This window comes from Klebsiella sp. X1-16S-Nf21 (assembly GCF_002837615.1).
In the GTDB taxonomy this organism is placed as follows: domain Bacteria; phylum Pseudomonadota; class Gammaproteobacteria; order Enterobacterales; family Enterobacteriaceae; genus Klebsiella; species Klebsiella variicola.
Genome location: NZ_PJDK01000053.1, coordinates 1 through 23,946 on the forward strand (window position 1 = coordinate 1; position 23,946 = coordinate 23,946).

Here is a 23,946-nt window from a genome sequence, read left to right on the forward strand (position 1 = left end):
GGTCGACGACATCGTGGTGGATGAAGAGAACAAAGTGGTCACCACCCCGGCGTATATGCTGGCAGAGAATATTGCTCAAGCCGCCACCGGGATCGAAAAGCTGGTCGCCCGCGTGCTGGCGCTGAGCGCATGAGGCTCCGCGTTGCGCCCTTTGCGCTGCTAAAACGACTGGCGCTGCGTCTGCTGCTGATCGCCGCCGTCTTATGGGGCGGGGGGATCGCGCTGTTTAGCGTGCTGCCGGTGCCGTTTTCGGCGGTGATGCTTGAGCGGCAGGTGAGCGCCTGGCTCTCCGGAGATGTCCACTATCTGGCGCACTCTGATTGGGTCGGCATGGATGAGATCTCTCCGTGGATGGGGCTGGCGGTGATTGCCGCCGAAGATCAAAAGTTCCCGGAACATTGGGGGTTCGACGTATCGGCGATAGAAAAAGCGCTGGCGCACAATGAGCGTCATGATACCCGCATCCGCGGCGCGTCAACGCTGTCGCAGCAGACGGCGAAAAACCTGTTTTTATGGGATGGCCGCAGCTGGTTGCGTAAGGGGCTGGAAGCCGGGCTGACGGTCGGTATAGAAACCGTCTGGAGTAAAAAGCGGATCCTGACCGTCTACCTGAATATTGCCGAGTTTGGCGATGGGATATTTGGTGTGGAAGCGGCCGCGCAGCGCTATTTTCATAAGCCTGCCAGCCAGCTGACGCCGGGGGAAGCGGCTCTGCTGGCCGCGGTGCTGCCAAATCCGATCCGCTATCGCGCTGACGCGCCTTCGGGCTATGTGCGCAGCCGCCAGGCTTGGATCTTACGCCAGATGCGACAGCTGGGCGGGGAAGGGTTTATGCGCGAGCATAAGCTGTATTAGCGCGTGAATCCGGCGCCGGGGCTGGCACTGTCGCCAGTCGGCCGTCGCCGGGAAGCGTGACGCTTAGTCTTCATCAAATCCGGCATTAAAAAGAGCAATCACCGCGGCGAGCGCCTCAACTTCCTGCGGACCGCTGGCTTCCACCTCTATCTGCCGCCCTTTCGCGGAGTCCAGCATCAGCAGGGCAATCACGCTGTTTGCTTCCGCCTCCGTGCCTTCATCGTTGCGCAGCAGTACTTCGGCATCGAAATTCTGCATCAGCTCAAACAGTTTCATCGCCGGGCGGGCGTGCATGCCCAGCTTATTGGTGATTTCAACGGTCTGCTTTACGGTCATGATTTACGTTTTTCCAGCGTCCGATGACGAGACTGTACGTTCTTGCCGCGGGAGCGGAAGTAGTCAGCCAGTTGTTCAGCAATATAAACCGAACGATGTTTACCGCCGGTGCAGCCAATGGCCACCGTCAGATAGCTGCGATTGTTGGTCTCCAGCATCGGTAACCATAGCTCAAGATAGCTCCGGGTCTGGTAAATAAAGTTGTGCACTTCAGTGTGCCGGTCAAGGAAGGCGGCCACCGGTTTATCCAGACCGGTCATTGGACGCAGTTTCGGATCCCAGTGCGGGTTTGGCAGAAAGCGCACGTCAAAGACGTAATCAGCATCGATCGGAATACCGTGCTTGAAGCCGAAGGATTCGAAGACCATCGTCAGTTCGCGCTCGCGTTTGCCTAACAAGCGAGTACGCAGCATTTCCGCCAGCTCATGCACCGACATTTCGGACGTATCGACGATCAGATCCGCACGGGAGCGCAGTGGCTCCAGCAAGTCGCTCTCTTCGTCGATGGCGCTTTCGAGCGACAGGTTCTTGCTGGAGAGCGGGTGTAAGCGACGAGTATCGCTGTAACGGCGGATCAGGGTATTACGATCGGCATCAAGGAACAGCAATTGCGGAGAAAAGCATTCCGGCAGGTTCTGCATCGCCTGTTCAAAGATTTCCGGTGATTCCGGCATGTTACGCACGTCGATGCTGACGGCCGCGGAGATATTGCGGTCAGCCAGCGACCGCGCCAGATCGGGCAGCAGCACGACCGGCAGGTTATCCACGCAGTAAAAGCCCATATCTTCCAGCGCTCGCAGAGCGACGGATTTCCCCGAGCCCGAGCGGCCGCTGACGATCATCAGTACCATGTACCGTTTCTCCTCAGTACGATAAAGGATAAGGTGCGACTGCCGTTATGCGTCATCGCTGCTTCCTGCTTCGGTGATGATCTCATACAACTCTTCATCGCTCTGCGCCGCGCGCAGGCGACGGCAAATCGCTTTGTCCGCCAGCCGTTTGGCCACCAGGGAGAGCGTATGCAGGTGAGTCTTTGTCTGGTCGGCTGGCACCAGCAGCGCGAACAGCAGGTCGACAGGCTGATTGTCGATCGCGTCGAAGGCGATGGGGGTTTCCAGCTGGACAAAAACGCCGACAGCACGCAGCGTATCCTCTTCCAGTTTACCGTGAGGAATGGCAATACCATTGCCAATCCCGGTACTGCCCATTTTTTCGCGGGTGAGGATCGCTTCGAACACCACCTGCGGCGGCAAACTTAACTGTTTGGCGGCCAGTTCGCTAATGATTTCCAGAGCACGCTTCTTGCTCTGGCAGTGAACCTGGCTACGGGTACATTCCTGGTTCAGGACGTTGCTCAGTTGTAGAGCCGAATCGTTGTTCATCATAATTTCACCTGAGCGCCCCCGCGCCCGCCGCCGATGTTAAACCACGACGGACGCAGGGGGGCCCGGACAATTAGTGTTGTTTTAGTTTATCTTTGTGCTTCGTTAACTGCCTTGCCAGCTTGTCGATAAGACCATCGACAGCTGCATACATATCCTGCCCTTCCGCACTGGCATGGATTTCGCCACCGTTGACATGCAGATTCGCGTCCGCAATTTGCGTCACTTTCTCTACTTTTAACACAATATAGACCTGATTGATCCGGTCGAAAAATTGCTCCAGTTTGCTGAACTTCGCCGTGACGAAGTCGCGCATCGCGGGGGTGATCTCGACGTTGTGTCCTGTAATGTTGAGCTGCATAGTGTCTTCCTTATCGGTTGTGTCAGACCAGTTGTTTACGCTGGTTTGACGGCGGAATGGATAAAGACTCTCTGTACTTCGCGACAGTGCGGCGCGCGACCATGATACCCTGCTCGGACAGCATGGAGGTGAGCTTACTGTCGCTCAACGGCTTCGCGGGGTTTTCCGCGGCGATTAACTTCTTCACCAACGCGCGAATGGCCGTCGACGAGGCTTCGCCGCCGCCTTCGGTATTCACATGGCTGGAGAAGAAATACTTCAGTTCAAAAATACCGCGCGGACTGTGCAGATATTTTTGCGTGGTGACACGGGAAATGGTGGATTCATGCATCTCGACAGCCTGGGCGATATCGGCCAGCACCATCGGCTTCATATACTCTTCACCCTGTTCGAAAAAAGCCTGCTGCTGTTCAACGATGCAGCGGCTGACGCGCAGCAGCGTATCGTTGCGGCTTTCGAGACTTTTGATTAGCCAGCGGGCTTCCTGCAGATTGCTGCGAATGAACTGGCCGTCGGCGTCATTGCGGGCGCTGTTGCCCATTGCCGCATATTGCTGATTAATCTTCAGCCGGGGAATGCTGTCGGCGTTGAGCTCCACGGTCCAGCGGCCACTGACCTTGCGGACCAGTACGTCGGGAATGACATATTCCGGTTCACTGGTATGAATGGACTGGCCAGGGCGGGGATCCAGCGACTGGATCAGATTCACCGCCTCTTTCAGCACCTCTTCTTTCAGGCGCGTTACTCGCATCAGGGTGCGGAAATCGTGGTTAGCCAGCAGATCGAGATGGTCGCTGATAATCAACCGGGCCTCTTCCAGCCACGGCGTCTCTTTAGCGAATTGCGACAGCTGGATCAGCAGGCAGTCGCGCAGATCTTTCGCCGCGACGCCAACCGGATCAAAACGCTGGATGCGCTTCAGAACGGCCTCCACCTCTTCCAGGCCGATTTCGTCATCGCCAATGCTGTCGACGATGTCTTCAATCTGAATGGTGAGATAGCCCGTATCGTCGACGGCGTCGACGATGGAGGTGGCAATGGCGCGGTCAGTGTCGGTGAAGGGCGTCAGCTCGACCTGCCACATCAGATAATCCTGCAGCGTCTGAGTGGTTTCGCCTTGATAGACGGGCAGCTCGTCGTCCTGATAATCCACGCCGTTGCCTGACGGCGTACCGGCGGTATAGATTTCATCCCAGCTGGCATCGAGAGGGAGCTCGTCCGGCATCTCTTTTTGCTCAAGCGCATCGACGGTATCGAGGGACTCGCGGTCCTCCACTTCTTTCGCCTCTACCTCGTCGTGAAGATCGGTTTGCTCAAGCAATGGGTTACTTTCCAGCGCTTGCTGGAGCTCTTGCTGGAGTTCTAACGTGGACAACTGCAGCAAACGAATAGCCTGCTGCAGTTGCGGCGTCATGGCAAGCTGTTGGCTAAGCCTTAATTGCAAACCTTGCTTCATGTTCAGGGTAAATATCTCCGGCTAAAACGTCTGTAACCTCTACCCTATCAGAGTCTGAAGTCTTCCCCAAGATACACGCGCTTAACCTGCTCATCTTCGAGGATCTGCTGCGGCGTACCATGAGCAATAAGGTGTCCCTGACTGACAATATACGCCCGTTCGCAGACGGCGAGGGTCTCTCTGACGTTATGGTCGGTGATCAGTACGCCGAGGCCGCTGTCGCGCAGGTGTTCAATGATGCGTTTGATATCGATAACGGAGATGGGGTCAACACCGGCAAAGGGTTCATCCAGAAGGATAAATTTCGGGTTCGCCGCCAGCGCGCGAGCAATTTCGACACGGCGGCGTTCACCACCGGAGAGCGCCTGACCGAGGCTGTCGCGCAGGTGCTCAATATGAAACTCTTCCATCAGCTCTTTGGCGCGATCTTCCCGCTGTTCGCTGGTTAAATCGTCACGGATCTGCAGGACCGCCATCAGGTTGTCATAGACGCTCAGACGACGAAAAATAGAGGCTTCCTGCGGCAGATAGCCGATGCCCCGGCGCGCGCGCGCGTGCAGCGGTAGCAGACTGATGTCTTCGTCATCGATAATAATATTGCCCGCGTCGCGCGGCACAATGCCGACCACCATGTAGAAGGTGGTGGTTTTACCGGCGCCGTTCGGGCCGAGCAAGCCGACAATCTCTCCGGAGTTAACGGTGAGACTGACATCTTCCACCACGCGGCGGCCTTTATAAGCTTTGGCGAGGTTCTTCGCAGTTAAGGTTGCCATAACGAATTAGTTACTCTTCTTTTGCTGATTGCCGCTTTTATCCTGCAGCTCAGACGGCACCAGAACGGTGGTGACGCGTCGACCTTTGTCGCTGAAGGCCTGCATTTTTTGCTCTTTCACCAGATAGGTGATCTTATCGCCCTTGATATTGCTGTCGAGCTGCTCAAGGTAAGCGTTGCCGGTCAGCACGACGTAATCATTCTGCAGCTCGTAGCGCATTTTCGACGCCCGGCCTTTTACCGGCTTGCCGTTATCCTGCATCTGGTAGAAGGTGGCCGGGTTACCGAAGCCTTCGATCACCTCTTTACCTTTCTCATTGCCCGGACGGGTGACCACCACTTTATCAGCGTTAATTTTGATCGTCCCCTGGGTGACGACCACGTTACCGGTGAAAGTGACGACGTTGCCCTGCATATCCAGTGACTGCTGATCGGACTCGATATGGATCGGCTGATCGGTATCTCCCGTCTTGGCCAGGGCCGGCAGGCTGGCGGCCAGTAAAGCGCCGGCGAGCGCAATCTTAAGGCTGAGTTTGTTTGTTCTGAATTTCATAAGAGGTTCTCACCTTTTCAATCAGCTCGGCATTTTTGCTGCGAAGGTTTCCACGCATTTTCAGGCCGCTGGAATTAAATGTGGTGCCGTATAACGTCACCATGTCATCGGAGGTAACGTCCTGTGTGACCAGATTTATCTGGGCGTTATCCGTCGTAATTTTGCGCAGTTGAGAGTCAGGCGCGAGCGCATTCACCTCAACGTGCCCGTAAAGATAGAGCATACGGTCATTCGTCAGCTTCGCTTTATCTGCCCTGATTGACCAGGTTGGCACCTTATTGGTATCAAAGGTGGTCATCACCGGCTTGGTAAACCAGGAAACCTCCTGATCGGAAAAGTATTCCACATGCTCGGCAATCAGCCGATAGCTCAGGGCGCCTTCCGGGCTGTACACGACGGTGTCGGTATGTTCGCTTTTATACGTCGGGTCGTTGGGATTGACCTCCGGCTGGGCCGTGTCGTCCGTATTCGCCAGATTCAGGCCGATGAGGATCAGCGCGAGCAGCGACAGTAAAATGATAACCCAACGTCTGGTTTTACTCATATTGATTGCCCTTTGGCCTCATCCAACTTGCCCTGCGCCAATAGTAACAAATCGCAGACTTCGCGTACCGCGCCGCGTCCGCCGTTAATGCGCGTGACATAATTCGCCCGCGGCAGCAGCAGCGGATGCGCATCGGCGACGGCGACGCTTAAACCCACTTCCGCCATCACCGGCCAGTCGATCAGATCGTCGCCGATATACGCCACTTCATCCGGACGAACCGCCAGTTTGCTGACTAATTCGCGAAACGCCAACAGCTTATCCGACTGACCTTGATAGAGATGCGTAATGCCCAGCGTCTGGCAGCGGTCTTCTACCAGTTTAGCTTTTCGCCCGGTAATAATCGCCACTTCGATGCCGGAGGTCAGCGCGCAGCGGATACCATAGCCATCGCGGACGTTGAACGCTTTCAGCTCCTCGCCGTGATTACCCATATAGATAAGTCCGTCGGATAATACACCGTCAACATCGAGGATCAGTAGACGGATCTTAGCCGCGCGATCGAGAAACGCCTGGCTTACCGGCCCATAGCATGTCGCTAACTGAGCATCAGCATTATTCATTATTTTTTCCTTACTTACACTACGCCCGCGCGCAGGAGATCGTGCATATGTACCACACCTAGCAGGTGGTCGCCATCGGCAACCAGCACGCAGGTGATATGACGGGATTGCATCAGGTTTAGCGCATCTACCGCCAGGGTGCCGGGACGGATGCGGATCCCTCCCCGGGTCATGACATCGGCAATGCTGGCATTACGCATATCGACGCCGGTATCAAAGACCCGGCGCAGGTCACCATCGGTGAAGATCCCGATGATGTTCATATCGTCATCGCAGACGGCGGTCATGCCTAAATTTTTACGCGTGATTTCCAGCAGCGCATCGCGCAGGGTGGCCTGCAGGCCGACGTGCGGGATTTCATCACCGGTATGCATAATATCATTGACGCGCAGCAACAGCTTACGACCGAGTGCGCCGCCAGGATGAGACAGGGCGAAATCTTCGGCGGTAAAGCCACGGGCTTCCAGCAGAGCGACGGCGAGGGCATCACCCATCACCAGCGCCGCGGTGGTGCTGGAGGTGGGCGCCAGCCCTAACGGGCAGGCCTCTTTGGGCACTTTCACGCACAGATGGATATCCGCTGCGCGCGCCATGCTGCTCTCAGGCCGGCTGGTGATGCAGATAAGCTTCACCTGCTGGCGCTTCAGGACCGGGATCAGCGCCAGAATTTCATTCGATTCGCCGGAATTCGACAGCGCAATCACCACATCCTGTGGAGTGACCATTCCTAAATCGCCGTGCGCCGCTTCGCTGGGGTGGACAAAAAAAGCCGAGGTGCCGGTACTGGCGAACGTCGCCGCCATTTTGCGGCCGATGTGGCCGGATTTGCCCATCCCCATCACCACGACTTTGCCGCCGCAGCGGAAAATCGTTTCGCAAGCATGGGTAAAGTCTTCATTTATATATTGATCGAGCTGGGCCAGACCTTCACGTTCAATTTCCAGCACCTGACGGCCTGCCTGTTGAAAGTCAAAATCCGTGGGCAAATCTATTTGCGACATGATGTTATCCCGAGTCATTCAACGAAGAGCGGCGCTGTCCAGAACAGCATCGCCAACCAAACCACAAAGCCGCCGACCAGCAGTGCGCCAACCAGCCGTCCCGGCTGCTGCTGGCGGCGCCAGCACAGCACCGCGAAGATCAGGCTGACCAGCAGCATCACGCCATAATCGCGCGTGAAGGCTTCGCTCGCAAAGCTCCCCGGCGCGATCAGCGCCGGTAAACCCAGCACCAGCGCAATATTGAGGATATTGGCGCCGATGATATTGCCGATAGCAATGTCATCTTCCCCTTTCCGCGCCCCGGCGATAGCGGTGGCCAGCTCTGGCAGGCTGGTACCTATCGCCACCACCGTCAGACCGACGGTCAGCTCGCTAATGGCAAAAAAGTTTGCCAATACCGTGGTGTTATCCACCACCATACGGGTAGCCATGGGCATGACAATCATCGCGACCCCTAACCAGAGCAGAGCGACCGGCAGCGATCCTTCACGCGGCAGCTCCGCCAGCTGTTCGCGAGTCAGGCTATCGCTGCCCTGGCGCTCCGCCAGACGGGCGATTTTGATGGTAAACAGCAGCCACAGAAGCGCTAACGCCAGTAAAAACAGCCCGTCGAGACGGGACAGCTGTCCATCGTAGAGCACCAGCCCGGCCAGCACACTGACCAGCAACATTAGCGGTAATTCGCGGCGCAGAATATCAGAATGCACGGTAAATGGCCTGAGTAAGGCGGCGAGTCCGAGGATCAGAAGAATATTGGTAATGTTGGAGCCGAGCGCGGTGCCGACCGCCAGATCGATCTGCCCATGCAGCGAGGCCGTGGTGGAAACCATGATCTCGGGCAGGCTGGTGCCGATACTCACCACCGTCATACCGATGATCAGCGGCGGGATCCCCAACATACGACACAGGATGGAAGCGGCATAGACCAGACGATCGGCGCTGTAGACAACCAGCAGTAAACCAATAATTAACAGAGCCGTCGCTAAGAGCATCTAAAGTCCTTTCTTCAGGTATAATCGTCGCCTCGCTGGGTTATCCCTACGCAGCGTAACGAATTCTTAATTTTGACTTTATGTGTGCCAAAAGTAAAACAAATGCCAGCTTTCGCTAACCTGTGCAGGTAAGATTCTGTAAAAATGTTGTGATTGTGGCGCAAGAAAGGGCCATGCTTGCCCGTCAGGTGTTTAGTAAGGATGATTTTATGAGCCAAACTCAGGCGAATTTAGTTGAAGTACGCGGTATCCGCTTTTCACGCGGCGATCGTGTGATCTTCGACGACATCTCGCTGTCGGTGCCGCGCGGTAAAATTACTGCGATCATGGGACCTTCGGGGATCGGCAAGACTACCCTGTTACGCCTGATCGGCGGGCAGATCCCGCCGGACAGGGGAGAGATCCTGTTTGATGGCGAGAACGTGCCGCAGATGACGCGATCGCGTCTTTATACGGTGCGTAAGCGGATGAGCATGCTGTTCCAGTCTGGCGCGCTGTTCACCGATCTCAATGTCTTTGATAACGTTGCCTATCCGCTGCGCGAGCATACGCAGCTGCCGCCTGCGCTGCTGCATACGACGGTGATGATGAAGCTGGAAGCGGTGGGGTTGCGTGGGGCGGCGAAGTTAATGCCCTCCGAGCTTTCCGGCGGGATGGCGCGCCGCGCCGCCCTGGCGAGAGCGATTGCCCTTGAGCCGGATCTGATTATGTTCGACGAACCGTTTGTCGGACAGGATCCCATCACCATGGGCGTGCTGGTGAAGCTGATTTCTGAACTCAACAACACGTTGGGTGTCACTTGCATCGTGGTTTCGCACGATGTGCCTGAGGTGCTTAGCATTGCGGACTACGCGTATATCGTGGCGGATAAAAAGATTGTCGCCCACGGTAGCGCCCAGTCGCTGCGGGAGAATACCGATCCTCGGGTTCGTCAGTTTATTGATGGTATTGCCGACGGCCCGGTGCCGTTCCGTTATCCGGCTGGCGACTATCACCATGATTTATTAGGCATAGGGAGTTGAGCGACTCATGCTGTTTAATGCGCTGGCCGCGCTAGGACATCGCGGGATTAAAACCACCGCGACGTTTGGACGCGCCGGATTAATGCTTTTCAACGCCGTTGTGGGCAAACCAGAGTTTCGCAAGCACGCGCCGCTGCTGGTTCGTCAGCTCTATAACGTTGGCGTTCTGTCGATGCTGATTATCATTGTATCGGGCTTGTTTATCGGTATGGTGCTCGGGCTGCAGGGGTATCTGGTCTTAACCACCTACAGCGCAGAGACCAGTCTTGGCATGCTGGTGGCGCTGTCGCTGCTGCGCGAGCTGGGGCCGGTTGTCGCTGCGCTGCTGTTTGCCGGGCGCGCCGGATCGGCGCTGACCGCCGAGATTGGCCTGATGCGGGCCACGGAGCAGCTCTCGAGTATGGAGATGATGGCGGTGGATCCGCTGCGTCGCGTGATTTCTCCACGCTTCTGGGCTGGCGTCATTTCGCTGCCGCTGTTGACGATTATCTTTGTCGCGGTAGGGATCTGGGGTGGTGCGCTGGTAGGCGTAAGCTGGAAAGGCATTGACGGTGGTTTTTTCTGGACCGCGATGCAAAATGCCGTCGACTGGCGAATGGACCTGGTGAACTGCCTGATTAAGAGTCTGGTATTCGCCATTACGGTAACCTGGATTGCGTTATTTAACGGTTATGACGCTATCCCCACTTCCGCCGGGATTAGCCGGGCGACAACACGCACCGTGGTGCATGCGTCGCTGGCGGTTCTGGGGCTGGATTTTGTGCTGACTGCGCTGATGTTTGGGAATTGAGTTCATGCAAACGAAAAAAAATGAAATCTGGGTAGGGGTGTTCTTACTGGTGGCGCTGCTGGCGGCGCTGTTTGTCTGCCTGAAGGCGGCGAACGTCACCTCGCTACGTACTGAGCCGACTTACCGCCTTTACGCGACCTTCGATAACATCGGCGGCCTGAAGGCGCGTTCGCCGGTACGCATCGGCGGTGTGGTTGTGGGACGGGTAGCGGACATCACTCTCGACCCGAAAACCTATCTGCCACGCGTGGAGCTCGATATCGATGAGCGCTACAACCATATCCCGGATACCAGTTCGTTGGCGATCCGCACCTCGGGTCTGCTGGGCGAACAGTATCTGGCGCTGAACGTCGGTTTTGAAGACCCGGACCTTGGGACGACTATCCTTAAAGACGGCGGTACTATCCAGGACACCAAGTCCGCCATGGTGCTGGAAGATCTGATTGGTCAGTTCCTTTATAACAGCAAGGGCGGCGACAATCAGAATTCTGGCAATGATAAGGCCGAGGCAGAAGGTCATACTGACGCGACGCCGGCAGCCGGCACGACGCATTAATTTCAGGAGAAACACGATATGTTTAAACGCTTACTCATGGTCGCCATGCTGGTGATTGCCCCGCTGACCGCTGTCCAGGCGGCAGACCAGTCCAACCCGTATAAGCTGATGAATGAAGCGGCGCAGAAAACCTTCGATCGCCTGAAGAATGAACAGCCGAAGATCAAAGCCAACCCTAACTATCTGCGCGACATCGTCGACCAGGAGCTGTTGCCGTATGTGCAGGTGAAATATGCTGGCGCGCTGGTGCTGGGCCGCTATTACAAAGAAGCGACCCCCGCGCAGCGTGAGGCCTACTTTGCCGCCTTCCGTGAATATCTGAAGCAGGCCTACGGCCAGGCGCTGGCGATGTACCACGGGCAGACTTACCAGATTGCGCCGGAGCAGCCGCTGGGCAGCGCAACCATCGTTCCGATCCGCGTCACTATCATCGACCCGAACGGTCGTCCGCCGGTGCGTCTGGACTTCCAGTGGCGTAAAAATACCCAGACCGGTAACTGGCAGGCCTACGATATGATCGCCGAAGGCGTCAGTATGATCACTACCAAACAGAATGAGTGGAGCGATCTGCTGCGCACCAAGGGCGTTGACGGCCTGACCGCGCAGCTGAAAGCGATCTCCGCTCAGCCGATCACGCTGGAACAGAAAAAATAATGACCGGGCAGCTGAGCTGGACTCGCGAGGGCGAGACGCTGGCGCTGCACGGAGAGCTGGACCAGGATCTGCTGGTCCCGCTCTGGGAAGCACGCGCCAGGGCGACGGAGGGGGCGACGATCATCGATCTCAGCCAGACTACGCGCGTGGACACGGCGGGCCTGGCGCTGTTAGTGCATTTTGTGGCACTGATCCGCCGTCAGGGGCGGGAAGCGCAGCTGATCGCGAAGAGCGAAAATCTGCAAACGCTGATCGGTCTTTACAACCTGCCTGTCGATATTATCCCATAATCTTTTCAGTGTCTTAGCGTTGAAGCTATTCCGAAAGCCCCGGCAATCTTTTCGTCGGGGCTTTTTGCTTGTTTAAGACCGCGCCACTTTCCTCTAAGATGTTGGGCTGTTTTCACTATCAGATAAATTTGAGCCCATGGAAAATCATGAAATTCAGACCGTGCTGATGAACGCACTCCCCCTCCAGGAAGTCCACGTCTCTGGCGATGGCAGCCACTTTCAGGTTATTGCTGTGGGTGAGATGTTCGATGGCATGAGTCGGGTTAAAAAGCAGCAGAGCGTCTACGCGCCGCTGATGGAATATATTGCTGACAACCGTATCCATGCGCTGTCGATCAAGGCCTTCACTCCGCAGGAGTGGGCGCGAGACCGCAAACTAAATGGCTTCTAAGCTGTGGGGGGTCCCCTGCAGCGTATGTGAATTTTTAATAGAGAACAGAATCAATGGATAAATTCCGTGTTCAGGGGCCGACTCGCCTTCAGGGCGAAGTCACCATTTCTGGTGCAAAGAACGCCGCCCTGCCAATCCTCTTTTCCGCGCTGCTTGCCGAAGAGCCGGTAGAGATCCAGAACGTACCTAAGCTGAAAGATATCGATACCACCATGAAGCTGCTGAGCCAGCTGGGCGCGAAGGTTGAGCGCAATGGTTCGGTATGGATTGACGCCGGTCCGGTTGATGTATTCTGTGCTCCGTACGACCTGGTGAAAACCATGCGTGCCTCCATCTGGGCGCTGGGCCCGCTGGTAGCGCGTTTTGGTCAGGGACAAGTTTCTCTGCCAGGCGGCTGCGCCATCGGCGCGCGTCCGGTCGACCTGCACATTAGCGGTCTGGAACAGCTGGGCGCCGAGATCAAACTGGAAGAAGGTTATGTCAAAGCCTCGGTCAACGGTCGCCTGAAAGGCGCGCATATCGTGATGGATAAGGTGAGCGTCGGCGCTACCGTAACTATCATGAGCGCAGCGACCCTCGCGGAGGGGACGACGATTATCGAAAACGCCGCGCGCGAGCCGGAAATTGTCGATACCGCCAACTTCCTTAACGCGCTGGGCGCGAAAATCAAAGGCCAGGGCACCGATCGCATTACCATCGAAGGCGTGCAGCGTCTGGGGGGCGGCGTATACCGTGTACTGCCGGACCGTATCGAAACTGGCACCTTCCTGGTGGCCGCGGCGATTTCCGGCGGCAAGATCCTCTGCCGTAACGCGCAGCCGGATACTCTGGATGCCGTTCTGGCGAAACTGCGTGACGCCGGGGCTGACATCGAAACGGGAGAAGACTGGATTAGCCTCGATATGCACGGCAACCGTCCGAAAGCGGTCAACGTGCGTACCGCGCCGCACCCGGGCTTCCCGACCGATATGCAGGCCCAGTTCACGCTGCTTAACCTGGTGGCGGAAGGGACCGGCGTGATCACCGAAACGATCTTTGAAAACCGCTTCATGCACATTCCGGAACTGATCCGTATGGGCGCGCACGCGGAGATCGAGAGCAATACCGCTATCTGTCACGGCGTGAAGCAGCTTTCGGGCGCGCAGGTGATGGCGACCGATTTGCGTGCGTCGGCGAGCCTCGTGCTGGCAGGCTGCATCGCTGAAGGGACCACCATCGTTGATCGCATCTACCACATCGATCGTGGCTATGAGCGTATCGAGGATAAACTGCAGGCGTTGGGTGCCAATATTCAGCGCGTGAAGGGCGAGTAACCGTGTCCTGACAGGGCCCCGGGGCGTTGGTTCGGGACCCTGTCGATTATCACATCACCTGTCTGTCTTCTTTTGACGCATCATCTGCGTTCTGTCGATAAACTCATGAGTCACCGGGTCGTGGTAGCGTGACGGCCAGATGACCCACGGCTGCGTTTCCAGCGCCGTGGCGATAATCAACTCGCCTTTCGGCCAGGGGCGGGTCAGGGCGTTCGCCAGCGTTGAAGAACTCAGGCCGTGCCGTCGCGACTCTGCCGCCAGCGATGTTCCCCGTTTACGTAACCCAGCAACAATATCGGCGGGATGCCAGTCGATGAACTTATCCATAAATTCTCCTGGTGTTAAAGGTCCAGATCGTCCACATGGGCGATGGGGACACTATACCCGCGTACTATGTAGGGTTCTAACAAGTTCTGTTAAGGCGCCAGAATATTCAGAATCTATCAAGATATTCGGAAGGTTAGGGAGAGAAGTGGCATTTTACTGGAACTTTCCCGCGCATCGCGCGGGAAAGGAGGGGGGATTAATGATCGCGCTGGACCGCAATATGTGCCAGTCCAATCAAAGCTTCGCGCCACGGTGTGTCCGGGAGGATCTGCAGGGCTGCAATCGCTTTATCGGCTTCTTCTTCAGCACGCTTCTGCGTCCACTCCAGCGAACCGCAGGTGGCCATGGTTTCCAGAACAGCATCCAGCAGATGGCGACCATTGCCCTGCTCGATCGCCCCGCGGATCATCGCCGCCTGATCGGGGGTGCCATGATGCATAGCATGCAGCAGCGGTAGCGTCGGTTTGCCTTCGTTCAGGTCATCACCGACGTTTTTACCGAGTCGTTCTCCGTCGGAGCTGTAGTCGAGTAAATCGTCGATCAGCTGGAAAGCGGTGCCGAGATAGCGACCATAATCCTGCAACGCGCGCTCTTCTTCCGCGGAGCAGTCGGCCAGCATTCCCGCACACTGCGAGGCCGCCTCAAACAGGCGCGCCGTCTTGCTGTAGATGACGCGCATATAGTTCTCTTCCGTGATATCCGGATCGTTGACGTTCATCAACTGCAGCACTTCGCCTTCGGCAATGACGTTCACCGCCTCCGACATGACCTCGAGGATCTTCAGTGAGCCTAGCTGGGTCATCATCTGGAAGGCGCGGGTATAGATGAAATCGCCAACCAGCACGCTGGCGGCATTGCCGAACGCCGCATTGGCCGTGGCTTTGCCGCGACGCATGTCAGACTCATCGACGACGTCGTCATGCAGTAGCGTGGCGGTATGAATAAATTCAATCAGCGCAGCAATAGTGACATGCGCGCTCCCTTGATAGCCCACCGCGCGCGCGGCAAGCACAGCAATCATCGGGCGAATGCGTTTGCCGCCGCCGCTGACGATGTAATAGCCTAACTGATTGATAAGCTGAACATCGGAGTTGAGTTGCTCAAGAATCGTCGCATTGACACCCGCCATATCTTGCGCGGTTAACTCATTGATTTTTTCTAAATTCATCGCAAAAGCCGGGCCAAATGTCCTGTTACCATGAATCCAGGTGGGATCACAGAAGGATTAAGACAGAATTAAAAGAAGATATGATTGTACTGAAAAATTGCCGTAGATAAACGTTGTCGTGAAAGTTGTGTTTTTTTTCTGCATTGATCGCTAATCGCTCTTGTCAAAGGCTCGCGTTTTGCGTAATATTCGCGCCCTATTGTGAATATTTATAGCGCACTCTGAATCACATAAAGAGGTGCGCGGAAGCGGAGTTTTATATGTACGCGGTTTTCCAAAGTGGTGGTAAACAACACCGAGTAAGCGAAGGTCAGACCGTTCGCCTGGAAAAGCTGGACATCGCAACTGGCGAAGCTGTTGAATTCGCTGAAGTGCTGATGATCGCAAACGGTGAAGAAATCAAGATCGGCGTTCCTTTCGTTGAGGGCGGCGTAATCAAAGCTGAAGTTGTTGCTCACGGTCGTGGCGAGAAAGTTAAAATCGTTAAGTTTCGTCGTCGTAAACACTATCGTAAGCAGCAGGGCCATCGTCAGTGGTTCACTGATGTGAAAATCACTGGCATCAGCGCCTAAGACCTGAGGAGTAGATTTAAATGGCACATAAAAAGGCTGGCGGCTCGACTCGTAACGGTCGCGATTCAGAAGCTAAACGTCTGGGCGTAAAACGTTTCGGCGGTGAAGCAGTTCTGGCAGGTAGCATCATCGTTCGTCAACGTGGTACCAAATTCCACGCTGGCACCAACGTTGGTTGCGGCCGTGACCACACTCTGTTCGCTTTGACTGACGGTAAAGTCAAGTTCGAAGTTAAAGGCCCGAAAAACCGTAAATTCATCAGCATCGTTGCTGAATAAGTTTTTCGCGTCCCGGTAACGGATGAAAGCCCCGCAACACGTTGCGGGGCTTTTTACATTCGTCTACTGGAAAATTTTGCAGGGAAACAGGCATGAAGCAGCAGGCTGGGATTGGCATTATTCTGGCGCTTACCACCGCGATGTGTTGGGGAGCGTTGCCGATTGCGATGAAACAGGTTCTTGAGGTGATGGAGCCGCCTACGGTGGTGTTTTATCGCTTCCTGATGGCCAGCATTGGGCTTGGCGCGATCCTCGCGATCAAAGGCAAACTGCCGCCGCTGCGAATTTTTCGCAAGCCGCGCTGGCTGGTTTTGTTAGCCATTGCCACCGGTGGCCTGTTCGGTAACTTCATTCTGTTCAGTTCTTCCCTGCAATATCTCAGCCCCACTGCTTCTCAGGTCATCGGCCAGCTATCGCCGGTGGGCATGATGGTGGCAAGCGTCGTGATTCTGAAAGAGCGCATGCGCGGTACCCAGGTGGTGGGCGCGTTGATGTTGCTCAGCGGGCTGGTGATGTTTTTCAACACCAGCCTGATTGAAATCTTTACCCGCCTGACGGATTACACATGGGGGGTAATTTTCGGCGTTGCTGCTGCAACGGTGTGGGTAAGCTATGGCGTCGCGCAAAAGGTGTTATTGCGCCGTCTGGCATCACAGCAGATACTATTTTTGCTGTACACTTTATGTACGATTGCATTACTGCCGCTCGCTAAGCCCGGGGTGATATCCCAGCTAAGCGACTGGCAACTGGCATGCCTGATTTTTTGCGGGCTAAATACCCTGGTCGGCTACGGGGCGCTGGCGGAAGCCATGGCGCGCTGGCAGGCGGCGCAGGTCAGCGCGTTAATCACCTTGACGCCACTGTTTACGCTACTGTTTTCTGATTTATTATCAATGGCCTGGCCCGATCTTTTCGCCAGACCGATGTTAAACCTGATTGGTTATCTCGGTGCGTTTGTCGTGGTTGCGGGCGCGATGTATTCCGCCATCGGCCATCGTCTTTGGGGGCGTTGGCGTAAGCGAGAGGCGGTAGTACCGCTACCCCGCTCAGGCGAATGATTTACGGAGAGTAAAATGAAGTTTGTAGATGAAGCAACGATCCTGGTCGTAGCAGGTGACGGCGGCAATGGTTGCGTAAGCTTCCGCCGCGAAAAGTATATTCCGAAAGGCGGTCCGGACGGCGGCGATGGCGGTGACGGCGGCGATGTCTGGCTGGAAGCGGACGAGAACCTGAACACCCTGATCGACTACCGTTTTGAAAAATCGTTCCGCGCCGAACGCGGGCAGAATGGCCAGAGCCGCGACTGTACCGGTAAGCGTGGTAAAGACGTGACGGTGAAAGTGCCGGTCGGGACCCGGGTTATCGACCAGGGAACCGGCGAGACCATGGGCGACATGACCAAACACGGTCAGCGTCTGATGGTGGCGAAAGGTGGCTGGCACGGTCTGGGCAACACCCGTTTCAAATCATCCGTTAACCGCACCCCGCGTCAGAAGACCATGGGTACCCCGGGTGATAAACGCGACCTGCAGCTGGAGCTGATGCTGCTGGCCGATGTCGGGATGCTGGGGATGCCGAACGCCGGCAAATCCACCTTCATCCGCGCGGTCTCCGCCGCCAAGCCGAAAGTGGCTGACTATCCGTTTACCACCCTGGTGCCGAGCCTGGGCGTGGTGCGTATGGACAACGAGAAGAGCTTCGTGGTCGCCGATATCCCGGGGCTGATTGAAGGCGCAGCGGAAGGTGCAGGCCTTGGTATCCGCTTCCTCAAGCACCTTGAGCGCTGCCGTGTGCTGCTGCATCTCATCGACATCGAGCCTATCGATGGTTCCGATCCGGTTGAGAATGCCCGCATTATCATTGGCGAGCTGGAGAAATACAGCGAGAAGCTGGCCTCCAAGCCACGCTGGTTAGTCTTTAACAAGATTGACCTGATGGACAAAGCGGAAGCCGAAGCCAAAGCGAAGGCGATTGCCGAAGCGCTGGGTTGGGAAGATAAATTCTACCTGATCTCAGCGGCCAGCCAGCAGGGCGTGAAAGAGCTGTGCTGGGACGTGATGACCTTTATCATCGAAAACCCGATCGTGCATGTGGAAGAAGAGCAGAAGCCGGAGAAAGTCGAGTTCATGTGGGACGACTATCACCGTCAGCAGCTTGAAGAAGCCGAAGTCGAAGTGGAAGATGACGAAGACTGGGATGACGACTGGGACGAAGACGACGAAGAAGGCGTCGAATTCATCTACAAACGCTAATCCTGACTTCGCTGGATCAAAAAGGGCCGCATCTGATGCGGCCCTTTTGTTTTAGTTGTTCTGGTACAAATCTTTATACAAGCGGCTTTCAAAGCGGACCAGCGGGATGCGGCGATTACGCTGGTCGGCGGGTTCCACGGCGTAGCCGGAGAGATATTGCACGAAGGCCACCTTTTGTCCGCTGGCGGTAGTGATAAAGCCTGCAAGGTTATAAACCCCCTGCAACGAACCTGTTTTCGCCGAGACTTTGCCATCCACGCCCGCCTGGTGGAGACCGGCGCGGTATTGCAGCGACCCGTCGTGGCCCGCCAGCGGCAGCATGGAGATGAAGTTGAGCTCGGTATCGTGCTGGGCGATATACTGCAGCACCTGCATCATGGTCGCCGGGGCGATCAGGTTGTGGCGCGACAAGCCAGAGCCGTCGGCGATGATCGTGTTGCCGAGATCGACCCCAGCCTGTTGACGCAGGATCTGGCGTACGGCATCGGATCCTGCCCGCCAGGTGCCTGGTACGCCGAAGCGGGCGTGGCCGATGGTACGAAAGACGGTGTCGGCAATCATGTTATCTGACTTCTTCAGCATGATCCGCAGCAGATCGTGCAGTGGAGCCGACTGGGTGGTGGCTAATACCGTTCCGGGGTCATTGGCCAGCGTCTGGCGCAACAGCGTGCCGCTATAGGTGATCCCCGCCTGGGTCAGCTCCGCTTTGAGGATCGCCCCGGCGTAGCTGGCGCCGTCCTGAATGGCGAAGGCCAGCGGCAGCGGCTCGCTACGCTGCGGCAGGCAGCCAGTGAGGGTATAGCGATTGAGATCGCCTGGCACTACGTCGAGCTCGCAGTACTGTGCTTCTGCTGAGCCGCGCGCCAGCGTTCGCACCTGGCTGAACATGGTGACCGGATAATAGGACGCAACGCGAATGAAGGCGAGATCGCCCGGTTTCTGCGCGCTATACAGCGAGACAGAGAAGCAGTTACGGTCGACAATTGCGGCCGCCGGCGGGGCGCTGAAGCACTGCGTCAGGTCGTTCCACGGCCAGCCCGGCGCTTTGTCATGGCTGGCGAAGACCGAGGTATCGATGAGCACATTGCCTTCGATACGCTGCACGCCAGCTTTTTTCAGCGTCGCCACCATATTGCGAATATCCTGCCGTTTGAGCGTCGGATCGCCGCCGAAGCGCGCAATCAGATCGCCTTTCAGCACGCCGCCGTCAAGTGAGCCTTTGGTTTCCAGCGTGGTGGTAAAGCGGAAATCGGGCCCCAGCTGCAGCAGAGCCGCCAGCGCGGTGATAACCTTTTGCGTACTGGCCGGGAGCGCCATTTGCTGGCTGTGATAGTCGATTTCCGGCGTCGATGCGCCGACCTTTTGCGCCATAAAGGCAAGGTTCGCACCGGCGGGAAGCTGGTTGATGTACTCGTCAATATTCGCCGCCTGAGCGCTAAGCGCTATACCGGCAGTCAATCCGATGATAAATCTGGGAAATCGCATAATCTCGCGCTAACAACCTGAAGCCAGGCCGTCATACTACGGTGCAACGCCCAGTAAAGTAAACGATGACCCATAATGAACTTCGGGGTAAAATACCTATCAAATGAAAAATTGCTGCTGACCTGGGGAGTGTTTCCCGGGTCGGTTTCTTTTTGCTCGTGTCCTGCCTGTGGGCAGGGCAGGTGGCGGGGCGGAGCTCTCCGTTCCCTGAAGGAATGATAAAGAGGTATAACAAATGCAAGCGATTCCGATGACCTTACGTGGCGCTGAGAAACTGCGCGAAGAACTGGATTATCTGAAGTCTGTGCGTCGTCCTGAAATCATTGCCGCTATTGCTGACGCTCGTGAACACGGCGATCTGAAAGAGAATGCTGAGTATCATGCTGCGCGTGAGCAGCAGGGCTTCTGCGAAGGGCGTATCAAAGATATTGAAGCGAAGCTGTCCAATGCCCAGGTGATCGATATCACCAAAATGCCGAACAATGGCCGGGTAATTTTTGGCTCAACCGTCAGCGTGCTCAACCTCGATACCGATGAGGAACAGACCTACCGCATCGTGGGTGATGATGAAGCTGATTTTAAGCAGAATCTGATCTCCGTGAACTCGCCGATCGCCCGTGGTCTGATCGGCAAAGAGCAGGATGACGTCGTGACTATCCGCACCCCGGGTGGTGAAGTGGAATACGAAATTACTAAGGTTGAATACCTGTAAGGCGTATTTCCCGCTACGATGTTTATAGATTGTAAAGAAAGGAAAAAGGCCGCATAGCGGCCTTTTATCAACGTCAGGAGCATGGCATTTTGCTCGCCTGGCCGCAGAAATCCCTCGTTTTACACAAAGTTGTGTCGAGATTCAGGATATTCTTAGCGTGGCAGCGAGATCTTACGCTCTGGCGTTGGGCGGTACAGAACCAGCGTTTTACCGATGACCTGTACGTTACAGGCGCCGGTTTCACGTACGATGGCTTCCACGATCAAGGCTTTAGTTTCGCGATCTTCTGAGGCGATCTTCACCTTGATGAGCTCATGGTGCCCTAACGCTTGTTCGATCTCGGCCAGTACCCCTTCGGTCAAACCATTATTGCCAAGCATAACTACCGGCTTGAGCGGATGTGCCAGACCTTTCAGGTGCTGTTTTTGTTTAGTACTCAGATTCATCGTGTTTTTTTGCTTACGTTGGGATTGAAAACGGGTCATTCTACCGCCATCTCCCATATATCGCCAAACTACCGCGTCGATTTTTACGCAGTAAAGTACGATGAACCCGAACGGGAATGTTAAATGACAGGTAAAAAGCGTTCTGCCAGCTCAAGCCGCTGGCTTCAGGAACACTTTAGCGATAAATATGTTCAACAGGCACAGAAAAAGGGGTTACGTTCCCGTGCTTGGTTTAAACTTGATGAAATACAGCAAAGTGACAAAATTTTTAAGCCGGGGATGACGATAGTCGATCTCGGTGCTGCTCCCGGTGGCTGGTCGCAGTATGCGGTCACGCAGATCGGCAACAGCGGCCGCATCATCGCTTGCGATCTTTTACCAATGGATCCAATCGTTGGTGTGGACTTCCTTCAGGGCGATTTTCGTGATGAATTAGTCCTGAAAGCGTTACTTGAGCGAGTGGGCGACAGTAAAGTCCAAGTTGTCATGTCCGATATGGCGCCGAATATGTGCGGAACACCGGCGGTGGATATTCCCCGGGCTATGTATCTGGTAGAACTGGCGCTTGAAATGTCTCGTGATGTATTAGCGCCAGGTGGTAGTTTTGTAGTGAAGGTGTTCCAGGGCGAAGGCTTCGATGAGTATCTTCGAGAAATTCGCTCCCTGTTTACGAAGGTCAAAGTTCGTAAACCGGACTCTTCCCGCGCTCGTTCGCGTGAAGTGTATATTGTAGCGACCGGGCGTAAACCATAACCGGCAGATTTCAAACGAAAGTTTGAAAGAAACTGGATATAGAGTATCCTGACGCTGTTTTTAACACAGTTGTAATAAGAGGTTAATCCCTTGAGTGACATGGCGAAAAACCTAATACTCTGGCTGGTCATTGCCGTTGTGCTGATGTCAGTATTCCAGAGCTTTGGGCCCAGCGAGTCGAATGGCCGCAAGGTGGATTATTCTACCTTCCTGCAAGAGGTCAATCAGGACCAGGTTCGCGAAGCGCGTATCAACGGACGTGAGATCAACGTTACCAAGAAAGATAGTAACCGTTACACGACTTACATTCCGGTTAACGATCCGAAGCTGCTCGATAACCTGTTGACTAAAAACGTCAAAGTTATTGGCGAACCACCAGAAGAGCCAAGCCTGCTGGCTTCCATCTTCATCTCCTGGTTCCCAATGCTGCTGTTGATCGGCGTCTGGATCTTCTTTATGCGGCAAATGCAGGGCGGCGGCGGGAAGGGCGCGATGTCCTTCGGCAAAAGCAAAGCCCGTATGCTGACGGAAGACCAGATCAAAACCACTTTTGCCGACGTTGCCGGGTGTGACGAAGCGAAAGAGGAAGTCGGTGAGCTGGTAGAATACCTGCGTGAGCCGAGCCGCTTCCAGAAACTGGGCGGTAAGATCCCGAAAGGCGTCCTGATGGTCGGCCCTCCGGGTACTGGTAAAACGCTGCTGGCGAAAGCGATCGCTGGCGAAGCAAAAGTGCCGTTCTTCACAATTTCCGGTTCTGATTTCGTCGAAATGTTCGTCGGTGTCGGTGCATCTCGTGTGCGTGACATGTTCGAGCAGGCTAAGAAAGCAGCGCCTTGCATCATCTTCATCGATGAAATCGACGCCGTCGGCCGCCAGCGTGGCGCGGGCCTTGGCGGTGGTCACGATGAACGTGAGCAGACCCTGAACCAGATGCTGGTTGAAATGGACGGCTTCGAAGGTAACGAAGGTATTATCGTTATCGCGGCGACTAACCGTCCGGACGTTCTGGACCCCGCGCTGCTGCGTCCAGGCCGCTTCGACCGTCAGGTTGTCGTTGGTCTGCCGGATGTTCGCGGTCGTGAACAGATCCTGAAAGTGCATATGCGTCGCGTACCGCTGGCGCCGGATATCGACGCGGCGATCATTGCGCGCGGTACCCCTGGCTTCTCTGGTGCGGACCTGGCGAACCTGGTCAACGAAGCGGCGCTGTTTGCTGCTCGCGGCAACAAACGTGTTGTTTCGATGGTTGAGTTCGAAAAAGCGAAAGACAAAATCATGATGGGTGCGGAACGTCGCTCCATGGTGATGACGGAAGCGCAGAAAGAATCGACCGCTTACCACGAAGCAGGCCACGCCATTATCGGCCGTCTGGTTCCGGAACACGATCCGGTCCATAAAGTGACGATTATCCCGCGCGGTCGTGCGCTGGGTGTGACCTTCTTCCTGCCGGAAGGCGATGCGATCAGCGCCAGCCGTCAGAAACTGGAAAGTCAGATCTCCACCCTGTACGGCGGTCGTCTGGCGGAAGAGATTATCTACGGTCCGGAACATGTTTCTACCGGCGCGTCCAACGACATTAAAGTGGCGACGAACCTGGCGCGTAACATGGTGACCCAGTGGGGCTTCTCCGACAAACTCGGTCCGCTGCTGTATGCGGAAGAAGAAGGCGAAGTCTTCCTCGGCCGTAGCGTAGCGAAAGCGAAGCATATGTCCGATGAAACCGCGCGTATCATCGACCAGGAAGTGAAATCGCTGATCGAGCGTAACTACGGTCGTGCTCGCCAGCTGCTGAACGACAACATGGATATCCTGCACGCGATGAAAGATGCGCTCATGAAATATGAGACTATCGATGCGCCGCAGATTGACGACCTGATGGCTCGTCGCGATGTTCGTCCGCCGGCGGGTTGGGAAGAACCGGGTTCTTCGAATAACTCTGACAACAATGGCACGCCTCGTGCGCCGCGTCCGGTTGATGAACCGCGTACGCCGAACCCGGGCAACACCATGTCAGAGCAGCTGGGCGACAAGTAAGCTACCGCTGTTGATGTCTTGTTTTAACCTTAAAAACCCCGGGGCGCCCGCTCCGGGGTTTTTCTTTTTTTAACCTCTTCAGTCTCAG

The 23,946-nt window shown here is 55.8% G+C and carries 30 protein-coding genes and 1 pseudogene; 16 read left to right on the forward strand and 15 right to left on the reverse strand.

Features of this window, described 5'->3' with window-relative positions; all coding sequences use genetic code 11:
- Both CW267_RS20960 and mtgA read left to right on the forward strand, forming a co-directional pair.
- Nucleotides 1-133 (forward strand): annotated as a pseudogene (locus CW267_RS20960) (isoprenoid biosynthesis protein ElbB); the annotation flags it as partial.
- The gene (gene mtgA / locus CW267_RS20965; protein ID WP_039102571.1) at nucleotides 130-855 is read left to right on the forward strand and encodes a monofunctional biosynthetic peptidoglycan transglycosylase; all 726 of its coding nucleotides are present in this window, start codon (nucleotides 130-132) and stop codon (nucleotides 853-855) included. The pseudogene CW267_RS20960 and the gene mtgA, both read left to right, overlap by 4 nt.
- A gap of 63 nt (nucleotides 856-918) precedes the next feature.
- Here mtgA and npr read toward each other — a convergent pair whose 3' ends face one another.
- The 11 genes from npr to CW267_RS21020 form a co-directional block, all read right to left on the reverse strand.
- Nucleotides 919-1,191, reverse strand: a complete 273-nt coding sequence (npr, locus tag CW267_RS20970) for a PTS phosphocarrier protein NPr (protein WP_002918431.1) — start codon at nucleotides 1,189-1,191, stop codon at nucleotides 919-921.
- Nucleotides 1,188-2,042: an RNase adapter RapZ gene (gene rapZ / locus CW267_RS20975; RefSeq protein ID WP_002918428.1), complete on the reverse strand. Its 855-nt coding sequence runs from the start codon at nucleotides 2,040-2,042 to the stop codon at nucleotides 1,188-1,190. The genes npr and rapZ overlap by 4 nt, the downstream gene beginning before the upstream one ends.
- Before the next feature lie 45 nt (nucleotides 2,043-2,087).
- Nucleotides 2,088-2,576 (reverse strand): PTS IIA-like nitrogen regulatory protein PtsN, encoded by a 489-nt coding sequence (gene ptsN / locus CW267_RS20980; RefSeq protein WP_004144926.1) that lies wholly within the window; start codon nucleotides 2,574-2,576, stop codon nucleotides 2,088-2,090.
- 70 nt (nucleotides 2,577-2,646) lie between these two features.
- Complete coding sequence (gene hpf, locus CW267_RS20985) at nucleotides 2,647-2,934, reverse strand: ribosome hibernation promoting factor (protein WP_004206206.1); 288 nt, start codon at nucleotides 2,932-2,934, stop codon at nucleotides 2,647-2,649.
- Nucleotides 2,935-2,956: 22 nt separating this feature from the next.
- The gene (gene rpoN, locus CW267_RS20990; protein WP_012540467.1) at nucleotides 2,957-4,390 is read right to left on the reverse strand and encodes an RNA polymerase factor sigma-54; all 1,434 of its coding nucleotides are present in this window, start codon (nucleotides 4,388-4,390) and stop codon (nucleotides 2,957-2,959) included.
- Nucleotides 4,391-4,437: 47 nt separating this feature from the next.
- Nucleotides 4,438-5,163, reverse strand: coding sequence for an LPS export ABC transporter ATP-binding protein (gene lptB / locus CW267_RS20995; protein WP_002918417.1), 726 nt, complete (start codon nucleotides 5,161-5,163; stop codon nucleotides 4,438-4,440).
- A gap of 6 nt (nucleotides 5,164-5,169) precedes the next feature.
- Nucleotides 5,170-5,715 (reverse strand): lipopolysaccharide ABC transporter substrate-binding protein LptA, encoded by a 546-nt coding sequence (gene lptA / locus CW267_RS21000; RefSeq protein ID WP_002918415.1) that lies wholly within the window; start codon nucleotides 5,713-5,715, stop codon nucleotides 5,170-5,172.
- Nucleotides 5,684-6,259, reverse strand: a complete 576-nt coding sequence (gene lptC / locus CW267_RS21005) for an LPS export ABC transporter periplasmic protein LptC (protein WP_008806651.1) — start codon at nucleotides 6,257-6,259, stop codon at nucleotides 5,684-5,686. The genes lptA and lptC overlap by 32 nt, the downstream gene beginning before the upstream one ends.
- On the reverse strand, nucleotides 6,256-6,822 hold the full coding sequence (gene kdsC, locus CW267_RS21010) for a 3-deoxy-manno-octulosonate-8-phosphatase KdsC (protein WP_008806650.1): 567 nt from the start codon (nucleotides 6,820-6,822) through the stop codon (nucleotides 6,256-6,258). The genes lptC and kdsC overlap by 4 nt, the downstream gene beginning before the upstream one ends.
- Nucleotides 6,823-6,836: 14 nt before the next feature.
- Nucleotides 6,837-7,841 carry an arabinose-5-phosphate isomerase KdsD gene (kdsD, locus tag CW267_RS21015; RefSeq protein ID WP_413773660.1) on the reverse strand — a complete coding sequence of 335 codons (1,005 nt, stop codon included), beginning with the start codon at nucleotides 7,839-7,841 and terminating at the stop codon, nucleotides 6,837-6,839.
- Nucleotides 7,838-8,815 (reverse strand): calcium/sodium antiporter, encoded by a 978-nt coding sequence (locus CW267_RS21020; protein ID WP_008806648.1) that lies wholly within the window; start codon nucleotides 8,813-8,815, stop codon nucleotides 7,838-7,840. The genes kdsD and CW267_RS21020 overlap by 4 nt, the downstream gene beginning before the upstream one ends.
- Before the next feature lie 209 nt (nucleotides 8,816-9,024).
- Between CW267_RS21020 and mlaF the strand changes: the two genes are divergently transcribed.
- The 7 genes from mlaF to murA all read left to right on the forward strand — a co-directional run bounded on the left by mlaF (nucleotide 9,025) and on the right by murA (nucleotide 13,831).
- Nucleotides 9,025-9,837 carry a phospholipid ABC transporter ATP-binding protein MlaF gene (gene mlaF / locus CW267_RS21030; RefSeq protein ID WP_012540470.1) on the forward strand — a complete coding sequence of 271 codons (813 nt, stop codon included), beginning with the start codon at nucleotides 9,025-9,027 and terminating at the stop codon, nucleotides 9,835-9,837.
- A 7-nt stretch (nucleotides 9,838-9,844) separates the two neighbouring features.
- Nucleotides 9,845-10,627 (forward strand): lipid asymmetry maintenance ABC transporter permease subunit MlaE, encoded by a 783-nt coding sequence (mlaE, locus tag CW267_RS21035; RefSeq protein WP_004150949.1) that lies wholly within the window; start codon nucleotides 9,845-9,847, stop codon nucleotides 10,625-10,627.
- A 4-nt stretch (nucleotides 10,628-10,631) separates the two neighbouring features.
- Nucleotides 10,632-11,183, forward strand: coding sequence for an outer membrane lipid asymmetry maintenance protein MlaD (gene mlaD, locus CW267_RS21040; protein WP_004206195.1), 552 nt, complete (start codon nucleotides 10,632-10,634; stop codon nucleotides 11,181-11,183).
- Between the two features lie 18 nt (nucleotides 11,184-11,201).
- Nucleotides 11,202-11,837: a phospholipid-binding protein MlaC gene (gene mlaC, locus CW267_RS21045; RefSeq protein WP_002918386.1), complete on the forward strand. Its 636-nt coding sequence runs from the start codon at nucleotides 11,202-11,204 to the stop codon at nucleotides 11,835-11,837.
- Complete coding sequence (gene mlaB, locus CW267_RS21050; RefSeq protein WP_044613664.1) at nucleotides 11,837-12,127, forward strand: lipid asymmetry maintenance protein MlaB; 291 nt, start codon at nucleotides 11,837-11,839, stop codon at nucleotides 12,125-12,127. Before mlaC ends, mlaB begins: the two co-directional genes overlap by 1 nt.
- Nucleotides 12,128-12,263: 136 nt before the next feature.
- Nucleotides 12,264-12,518, forward strand: coding sequence for a BolA family iron metabolism protein IbaG (gene ibaG / locus CW267_RS21055; protein WP_004144910.1), 255 nt, complete (start codon nucleotides 12,264-12,266; stop codon nucleotides 12,516-12,518).
- Between the two features lie 53 nt (nucleotides 12,519-12,571).
- The gene (gene murA / locus CW267_RS21060) at nucleotides 12,572-13,831 is read left to right on the forward strand and encodes a UDP-N-acetylglucosamine 1-carboxyvinyltransferase (RefSeq protein WP_008806645.1); all 1,260 of its coding nucleotides are present in this window, start codon (nucleotides 12,572-12,574) and stop codon (nucleotides 13,829-13,831) included.
- Nucleotides 13,832-13,885: 54 nt separating this feature from the next.
- On the opposite strand, the gene sfsB is transcribed toward murA, so the two are convergent.
- Together sfsB and ispB are read right to left on the reverse strand one after the other, a co-directional pair.
- Nucleotides 13,886-14,158, reverse strand: coding sequence for a DNA-binding transcriptional regulator SfsB (gene sfsB / locus CW267_RS21065; RefSeq protein WP_008806644.1), 273 nt, complete (start codon nucleotides 14,156-14,158; stop codon nucleotides 13,886-13,888).
- 196 nt (nucleotides 14,159-14,354) lie between these two features.
- Nucleotides 14,355-15,326, reverse strand: a complete 972-nt coding sequence (ispB, locus tag CW267_RS21070; protein ID WP_008806643.1) for an octaprenyl diphosphate synthase — start codon at nucleotides 15,324-15,326, stop codon at nucleotides 14,355-14,357.
- Between the two features lie 260 nt (nucleotides 15,327-15,586).
- On the opposite strand from ispB, the gene rplU reads away from it, so the two are divergent.
- The 4 genes from rplU (at nucleotide 15,587) to cgtA (ending at nucleotide 18,428) form a co-directional block, all read left to right on the forward strand.
- The gene (rplU, locus tag CW267_RS21075) at nucleotides 15,587-15,898 is read left to right on the forward strand and encodes a 50S ribosomal protein L21 (protein WP_002918379.1); all 312 of its coding nucleotides are present in this window, start codon (nucleotides 15,587-15,589) and stop codon (nucleotides 15,896-15,898) included.
- A 20-nt stretch (nucleotides 15,899-15,918) separates the two neighbouring features.
- Nucleotides 15,919-16,176, forward strand: a complete 258-nt coding sequence (gene rpmA / locus CW267_RS21080; protein ID WP_002434222.1) for a 50S ribosomal protein L27 — start codon at nucleotides 15,919-15,921, stop codon at nucleotides 16,174-16,176.
- Nucleotides 16,177-16,268: 92 nt separating this feature from the next.
- On the forward strand, nucleotides 16,269-17,234 hold the full coding sequence (locus CW267_RS21085) for a DMT family transporter (RefSeq protein WP_032736460.1): 966 nt from the start codon (nucleotides 16,269-16,271) through the stop codon (nucleotides 17,232-17,234).
- Between the two features lie 15 nt (nucleotides 17,235-17,249).
- Entirely contained in the window at nucleotides 17,250-18,428 is a 1,179-nt protein-coding gene (gene cgtA, locus CW267_RS21090; RefSeq protein ID WP_008806641.1) for an Obg family GTPase CgtA, read from the forward strand.
- 51 nt (nucleotides 18,429-18,479) lie between these two features.
- On the opposite strand, the gene dacB is transcribed toward cgtA, so the two are convergent.
- Entirely contained in the window at nucleotides 18,480-19,913 is a 1,434-nt protein-coding gene (dacB, locus tag CW267_RS21095) for a serine-type D-Ala-D-Ala carboxypeptidase (protein ID WP_008806640.1), read from the reverse strand.
- Between the two features lie 235 nt (nucleotides 19,914-20,148).
- Between dacB and greA the strand changes: the two genes are divergently transcribed.
- Nucleotides 20,149-20,625 (forward strand): transcription elongation factor GreA, encoded by a 477-nt coding sequence (gene greA, locus CW267_RS21100; RefSeq protein ID WP_008806639.1) that lies wholly within the window; start codon nucleotides 20,149-20,151, stop codon nucleotides 20,623-20,625.
- A gap of 152 nt (nucleotides 20,626-20,777) precedes the next feature.
- Here greA and yhbY read toward each other — a convergent pair whose 3' ends face one another.
- Entirely contained in the window at nucleotides 20,778-21,071 is a 294-nt protein-coding gene (gene yhbY / locus CW267_RS21105) for a ribosome assembly RNA-binding protein YhbY (RefSeq protein WP_002918374.1), read from the reverse strand.
- Nucleotides 21,072-21,194: 123 nt separating this feature from the next.
- Here yhbY and rlmE point away from each other — a divergent pair, with 123 nt between their 5' ends.
- A complete protein-coding gene (rlmE, locus tag CW267_RS21110) occupies nucleotides 21,195-21,824 on the forward strand; it encodes a 23S rRNA (uridine(2552)-2'-O)-methyltransferase RlmE (protein ID WP_008806638.1) in 630 nt (209 codons plus the stop codon).
- Between the two features lie 99 nt (nucleotides 21,825-21,923).
- Entirely contained in the window at nucleotides 21,924-23,858 is a 1,935-nt protein-coding gene (ftsH, locus tag CW267_RS21115; RefSeq protein ID WP_008806637.1) for an ATP-dependent zinc metalloprotease FtsH, read from the forward strand.
- The last annotated feature ends 88 nt before the right edge of the window (nucleotides 23,859-23,946 follow it).

Excerpts from the sequence above, each read along its gene's own strand:
- lptB (WP_002918417.1), bottom strand. The coding sequence starts at position 5,163 with ATGGCAACCTTAACTGCGAAGAACCTCGCCAAAGCTTATAAAGGCCGC.
- dacB (WP_008806640.1), bottom strand. The coding sequence starts at position 19,913 with ATGCGATTTCCCAGATTTATCATCGGATTGACTGCCGGTATAGCGCTT.
- ibaG (WP_004144910.1), top strand. The coding sequence starts at position 12,264 with ATGGAAAATCATGAAATTCAGACCGTGCTGATGAACGCACTCCCCCTC.
- mlaF (WP_012540470.1), top strand. The coding sequence starts at position 9,025 with ATGAGCCAAACTCAGGCGAATTTAGTTGAAGTACGCGGTATCCGCTTT.
- rlmE (WP_008806638.1), top strand. The coding sequence starts at position 21,195 with ATGACAGGTAAAAAGCGTTCTGCCAGCTCAAGCCGCTGGCTTCAGGAA.
- lptC (WP_008806651.1), bottom strand. The coding sequence starts at position 6,259 with ATGAGTAAAACCAGACGTTGGGTTATCATTTTACTGTCGCTGCTCGCG.
- ispB (WP_008806643.1), bottom strand. The coding sequence starts at position 15,326 with ATGAATTTAGAAAAAATCAATGAGTTAACCGCGCAAGATATGGCGGGT.
- mlaB (WP_044613664.1), top strand. The coding sequence starts at position 11,837 with ATGACCGGGCAGCTGAGCTGGACTCGCGAGGGCGAGACGCTGGCGCTG.
- mlaD (WP_004206195.1), top strand. The coding sequence starts at position 10,632 with ATGCAAACGAAAAAAAATGAAATCTGGGTAGGGGTGTTCTTACTGGTG.
- ftsH (WP_008806637.1), top strand. The coding sequence starts at position 21,924 with ATGGCGAAAAACCTAATACTCTGGCTGGTCATTGCCGTTGTGCTGATG.
- sfsB (WP_008806644.1), bottom strand. The coding sequence starts at position 14,158 with ATGGATAAGTTCATCGACTGGCATCCCGCCGATATTGTTGCTGGGTTA.
- lptA (WP_002918415.1), bottom strand. The coding sequence starts at position 5,715 with ATGAAATTCAGAACAAACAAACTCAGCCTTAAGATTGCGCTCGCCGGC.
- kdsD (WP_413773660.1), bottom strand. The coding sequence starts at position 7,841 with ATGACTCGGGATAACATCATGTCGCAAATAGATTTGCCCACGGATTTT.
- murA (WP_008806645.1), top strand. The coding sequence starts at position 12,572 with ATGGATAAATTCCGTGTTCAGGGGCCGACTCGCCTTCAGGGCGAAGTC.
- rplU (WP_002918379.1), top strand. The coding sequence starts at position 15,587 with ATGTACGCGGTTTTCCAAAGTGGTGGTAAACAACACCGAGTAAGCGAA.
- mlaE (WP_004150949.1), top strand. The coding sequence starts at position 9,845 with ATGCTGTTTAATGCGCTGGCCGCGCTAGGACATCGCGGGATTAAAACC.
- mlaC (WP_002918386.1), top strand. The coding sequence starts at position 11,202 with ATGTTTAAACGCTTACTCATGGTCGCCATGCTGGTGATTGCCCCGCTG.
- CW267_RS21020 (WP_008806648.1), bottom strand. The coding sequence starts at position 8,815 with ATGCTCTTAGCGACGGCTCTGTTAATTATTGGTTTACTGCTGGTTGTC.
- mtgA (WP_039102571.1), top strand. The coding sequence starts at position 130 with ATGAGGCTCCGCGTTGCGCCCTTTGCGCTGCTAAAACGACTGGCGCTG.
- npr (WP_002918431.1), bottom strand. The coding sequence starts at position 1,191 with ATGACCGTAAAGCAGACCGTTGAAATCACCAATAAGCTGGGCATGCAC.
- greA (WP_008806639.1), top strand. The coding sequence starts at position 20,149 with ATGCAAGCGATTCCGATGACCTTACGTGGCGCTGAGAAACTGCGCGAA.
- kdsC (WP_008806650.1), bottom strand. The coding sequence starts at position 6,822 with ATGAATAATGCTGATGCTCAGTTAGCGACATGCTATGGGCCGGTAAGC.
- rapZ (WP_002918428.1), bottom strand. The coding sequence starts at position 2,042 with ATGGTACTGATGATCGTCAGCGGCCGCTCGGGCTCGGGGAAATCCGTC.
- yhbY (WP_002918374.1), bottom strand. The coding sequence starts at position 21,071 with ATGAATCTGAGTACTAAACAAAAACAGCACCTGAAAGGTCTGGCACAT.
- rpoN (WP_012540467.1), bottom strand. The coding sequence starts at position 4,390 with ATGAAGCAAGGTTTGCAATTAAGGCTTAGCCAACAGCTTGCCATGACG.
- CW267_RS21085 (WP_032736460.1), top strand. The coding sequence starts at position 16,269 with ATGAAGCAGCAGGCTGGGATTGGCATTATTCTGGCGCTTACCACCGCG.
- hpf (WP_004206206.1), bottom strand. The coding sequence starts at position 2,934 with ATGCAGCTCAACATTACAGGACACAACGTCGAGATCACCCCCGCGATG.
- rpmA (WP_002434222.1), top strand. The coding sequence starts at position 15,919 with ATGGCACATAAAAAGGCTGGCGGCTCGACTCGTAACGGTCGCGATTCA.
- ptsN (WP_004144926.1), bottom strand. The coding sequence starts at position 2,576 with ATGATGAACAACGATTCGGCTCTACAACTGAGCAACGTCCTGAACCAG.
- cgtA (WP_008806641.1), top strand. The coding sequence starts at position 17,250 with ATGAAGTTTGTAGATGAAGCAACGATCCTGGTCGTAGCAGGTGACGGC.